At 73.3% G+C, this 4,580-nt stretch carries 4 protein-coding genes; 1 reads left to right on the forward strand and 3 read right to left on the reverse strand.

The features are described 5' to 3' along the window. Positions 1–43 precede the first annotated feature (43 nt). The 3 genes from FNH08_RS45115 to FNH08_RS45125 form a co-directional block, all read right to left on the reverse strand. Positions 44–556 (reverse strand): SSI family serine proteinase inhibitor, encoded by a 513-nt coding sequence (locus FNH08_RS45115; protein WP_152777348.1) that lies wholly within the window; start codon positions 554–556, stop codon positions 44–46. Continuing rightward, positions 553–1,905 carry a M14 family zinc carboxypeptidase gene (locus FNH08_RS45120; protein ID WP_228034768.1) on the reverse strand — a complete coding sequence of 451 codons (1,353 nt, stop codon included), beginning with the start codon at positions 1,903–1,905 and terminating at the stop codon, positions 553–555. Before FNH08_RS45120 ends, FNH08_RS45115 begins: the two co-directional genes overlap by 4 nt. Positions 1,906–2,075: 170 nt before the next feature. After that, positions 2,076–2,627, reverse strand: a complete 552-nt coding sequence (locus FNH08_RS45125) for a DUF1707 and FHA domain-containing protein (protein WP_322726480.1) — start codon at positions 2,625–2,627, stop codon at positions 2,076–2,078. Positions 2,628–2,804: 177 nt separating this feature from the next. Here FNH08_RS45125 and treZ point away from each other — a divergent pair, with 177 nt between their 5' ends. Further along, positions 2,805–4,550 (forward strand): malto-oligosyltrehalose trehalohydrolase, encoded by a 1,746-nt coding sequence (gene treZ / locus FNH08_RS45130; RefSeq protein WP_322726481.1) that lies wholly within the window; start codon positions 2,805–2,807, stop codon positions 4,548–4,550. The last annotated feature ends 30 nt before the right edge of the window (positions 4,551–4,580 follow it).

Below are 4,580 nucleotides of genomic sequence, written 5' to 3' on the forward strand. Positions count from 1 at the left end.
TATAAGAGACAGGGGACGTACGCCGTCGGGGCGCGCCCGTGGGTCACATCGAGTCGTAGGCGTGCGGGTGCGGGCGCCCGAGGGCGGGCCGCGCGCGTGTGCCGGGCGTCTTCTTCGCCGCGCGTGCCCCCTCGCCGGGCTCCGAGAGCGCGAACACCGCGCCCGTGTTCGCCTCCATCAGGCAGGCGTTGGGGAACGTCTTCGTGTACGTGACGGTCCGGCCGTCCCACTGGCCGCGCGCCGACGCGGTGACCGGGGCGTAGATCATCGGGCAGTAGACGTTCTTGCGCGGGATGCGGGCGATGTCGCCGTCGGCCTCCCGCAGCTCCTTACAGGCCCGGACGGCCTGCCGGTGGCCCTGGGGCGGGCCGCAGAGCAGCACGGTGTCCCGGATCTCTCCGGACCGGTCGTTGTCGCCCTGTGTGACCGTGACGTAGAGCCAGTTGCCGGGGACGTTGTCCCGTTGAGCGGGGTGGGCCGGGGCCGAGCCCAGCGTGAGGAGGGCGAGGGCGAGCGGCAGGGCGGTGCGGACCGCGTGCAGGGTGGGGTGCGTCATTCCCTGTGCATCGGCACGGCGGCCTGCGAACCCCAGCCCGGCTCACCCGAATGGGAGTCCACGCGCGCGCGGCGGCCGGCCAGCTCGAACGCGGCGACGACCACCCGCGACTGGTACTCCACCTGGCGCGCGACCGGGATCCACCGGGCCCCGTAGCCGTCCCGGTAGTCGGCGCACCACGCTTCGATGAGCCGGTCGAGGTCGGGCAGCGCGCCGGCCGGGTCCTCGCCGGCGCGGATCACGAGCTGGTGCAGCAGTCCCGCCGTCCGCAGGGCCACCCGGCGGGCCGAGATGGCGAGCGCCGTCAGTCGGGCCGTGTCGAGCGGTGGCAGCGGGCGCGGGGCGGCGCCGCCGGTGTCGGGGTCCCAGGAGTCGGCGATGCCGGGGCCGACCAGTAAATAGTCGTCCACCGGAGCGAGGAGGCGGGCGGCGTCGGGGCCGGTGCTCACCGAGGGGCGTACGCGCGTGAGGACGGCCTCCAGGAGGGCCGTGTCGCGGCGCAACGTGCGGCTGATGGCGCGGAGCACGGCGTCGGCGTCCGGGGGCGGTGTGTCGTTCTCCACGGCCGTCACGCCCCACATGGGGGCCTCGACGACCGCGGTGACCGTGCCGTACGGGTGCGGGTGGAACCACGTGGACTCGACCGCCGCCTCCGTTATGGCGGCGGCCAGGTCGCCCCGGCGCGGCGGTGGGATGCGGTAGACGGCGGGGCCGAGGGTCGGCCAGTACAGGGTGTCGTACGGGCCGAGTTCGCGGGGGATGCCGAGACGGGCGGCGGTCCGCTCGACGCGGCGGGCGAGTCCGGGCAGGTCGCGGGTCAGCTCGACGAAGGCGCCGCCGACGTCCACGCCGTGCAGGGAGCACTGGAAGTAGGGTCTCAGCTCGTCCTGGACGTCGAGCAGGGCGCGGGTCTCCGGCAGGACGGTCCCGTCCGGGCCCTCGGGGAGCCACTCGGGCTGCTCCAGGAAGCCCGGGCGGAAGAACTTCCGGAAGTAGTTCTGCAGCGTGTACGGGCCGGCCAGCCAGCCCTCGTTACGGCGGGCGCCGTCCGGGTCGAGGCACAGCAGCAGGTTCCAGGTGGTGTCGGCGCCCTCGCACAGCCGGGGGTCGGCGAGGGCCCGCTCGGCCAGGCGCAGGACCGTTCCGCCGCCCACGGGTTCGTTGGCGTGCGGTCCGGCGACGACGAGGGTGTGCCGGCTGCCGTGGCCGACGGAGAGCAGCCACAGGGGCGTGCCCGCCCGTGAGGTTCCCACGCGCCGCAGTCGGGCGTCCCGGGGGTGCCGGGCAACGAGGGCCGCGGCGCGGGAGGCCAGCTCGTCGACGGTCGGGTAGCGGAGCAGTGGCGGCAGGGCACACCTCCACTGTGGTGCCGTCGGTTCACCTGTTGTGCATGGTGTACGCACAGTCAGTCACGGCTCGGGGGGAACGTCAACACTGTGGAAGGTAAGGGAATTTCAGCAACTCGCTGAGTAAAACCCAGGCCAGAGCTTTGATCGGAAGCCGCGGAACCCCCTCGGGATCACTCCGCGGCGAGCCGGAACGCCATCTGCCCGAAGCTCACCTGGTCGCCGTCCCGGACGACGGCCGCGCCGATGACGCGCCGTCCGTTCACCGTCGTGCCGTTCGTGGAGCCGAGGTCGCGCAGCACCCACAGCCCGCCCTGGCGTCTGAGTTCGGCGTGCACGCGGGAGACGGTCTCGTGGTTGAGCCGCAGCCCGTTGGCGGGGTCGCGGCCTATGCGCAGGGGGTGGCCGCCCTCCGGGTGGGGCAGCAGCAGCTTCGGGAGCCGCTCGGACTGCCAGGCCCGGCGCAGCCGCACGGTGAAGCCGGAGACCGCCTCGACGGTGCCGAACACCAGCCGGGACCAGCGGCTCTCGGTGGGCAGGTCGGCGGTGAGGGCGGCGAGCTCGTCGGAGCGGCGGGCGATGAGCGCCAGCTCCATGCGCCGGATGAACGTGTCGTGGGAGAGACGTCCGAGGGCGACGCCGTCGCGGAGCACCTTCAGCGCCCGGTCGCGCTCCGCGTCGGACAGGCGCGCGGGGTACGTATTGAACTCGAAGGACGACGTCACCTGGTGATTGTCGGGCAGCGCGGCCGGGGTGTCCAGAAAACGAGGAAACGGCCGCCACCGGCAACAGGGTTGTCCCGCAGGGCAAATGGGCCGATTCAAAAGCGAAATGATCGTGTGTGGAGCACCATGGACGGGCTACCTCACGATCAACGATCAGCCGCTGAAGGGGAGCCGTCCGTGCAGTTCGAGGTGTGGGCACCGCAGGCCGACCGGGTGACGCTTCATCACGGGGACACCACGCGCGCGTTGGAGCGCGATCCCGGGCGCGAGGGATGGTGGTCGGGCGAGGCGGAGGCTCAGGACGGGACCCGGTACGGGTTCGCGCTCGACGACGGCCCCGTCCTGCCCGACCCGCGCTCGCGCCGCCAGCCCGACGGCCCGGACGGGCCCAGCGCGGTGGTCGACCACGAGCGGTACGAGTGGCGGGTGCCGTGGACGGGCAGCGCCCTGCCCGGTGCGGTGCTCTACGAGCTGCACGTGGGCACGTACACCCGCGAGGGCACCCTCGACGCGGCGGCCGAGCGGCTCGGGCACCTGGCCGAACTGGGCGTCACGCACGTGCAGTTGATGCCCCTGTGCCCGTTCCCCGGGGTGCACGGCTGGGGGTACGAGGGGGTCTCGCTGTGGGCGGTGCACGAGCCGTACGGCGGGCCCGAGGCACTGAAGCGCTTCGTCGACCGGGCGCACGAGCTGGGCCTGGGCGTCGTCCTGGACGTGGTGCACAACCACCTGGGCCCCTCCGGCAACTACCTGCCGGTGTTCGGCCCGTACTTCACCGAGACGCACCACACGCCCTGGGGCGCCGCCGTGAACCTCGACGCGCCGGGCTCGGACGAGGTGCGGGCGTATCTGCTCGGCAGCGCGCTGGCGTGGCTGCGCGACTACCGGCTGGACGGGCTGCGCCTGGACGCCGTGCACGCGCTGAAGGACACGCGCGCGTGCCACTTCCTGGAGGAGCTGTCGACGGCGGTGGACGCGCTCGCCGCCGAGCTGGAGCGGCCGCTGTTCCTGATCGCCGAGTCCGACCTGAACGACCCGCGGATCATCACCCCGCGCGCGGAGGGCGGCCTCGGGGTGCACGCGCAGTGGAACGACGACTTCCACCACGCGCTGCACACGACGTTCACGGGCGAGGCCCAGGGCTACTACGAGGACTTCGCCCGCGCCCCCTTCGCGGCCCTGACGAAGACCCTCATGGGCGGCTTCTTCCACGACGGCACGTACTCGACGTTCCGGGACCGACGGCACGGCCGCCCGCTGGACCGTACGCGCGTCGCCGCGCACCGCCTGCTCGGCTACACCCAGACCCACGACCAGATCGGCAACCGCGCCCAGGGCGACCGCCTCGCGGCCTCCCTGTCCCCCGGGCTGCTGGCCTGCGCGGCCGCCCTGATGCTCACCGGGCCCTTCACGCCGATGCTGTTCATGGGCGAGGAGTGGGCGGCGGGCACACCCTGGCAGTTCTTCACCGACCACACGGACCCGGAGCTCGCCGAGGCCGTACGCAACGGCAGGCGCCGTGAGTTCGCGGCGCACGGCTGGGCGGAGGAGGACATCCCCGACCCGCAGGACCCTGCCACCCGCGACCGTTCCTGTCTCGACTGGTCCGAGCCGGAGAGCGCGCCCCACGCGCGCGTGCTCGCCTGGTACCGGGACCTCATCGCGCTGCGCCACGCCCAGCCCGACCTCACGGACCCCGACCTCGCCGACACCAAGGTCGCCTGCGACGAGGACGCCCGCTGGTTCGCGTTCCGCCGGGGAGACGTCCGGGTGGCGGTCAACCTCGGCAAGGAGCCGGCCGGCATCCCCCTCGGCGCGCGCCACGCGCGTGTGCTGGCCGCGTGGGAGCCGGTGGAGGCTCCGGGGGCGGACGGGGTGCTGAGTGTGCCGGGTGAGTCGTGTGTGGTGCTGACGCAGGAGTGAGGCGACGCGGGGGAGGCGGGTGGCTTGGGG

It is taken from the genome of Streptomyces spongiae (genome assembly GCF_009377185.1).
Classification (GTDB): Bacteria; Actinomycetota; Actinomycetes; order Streptomycetales; family Streptomycetaceae; genus Streptomyces; species Streptomyces spongiae.

Bases quoted from the DNA above. Each gene is read 5' to 3' on its own strand.
- FNH08_RS45115 (WP_152777348.1), bottom strand. From the start codon at position 556: ATGACGCACCCCACCCTGCACGCGGTCCGCACCGCCCTGCCGCTCGCC.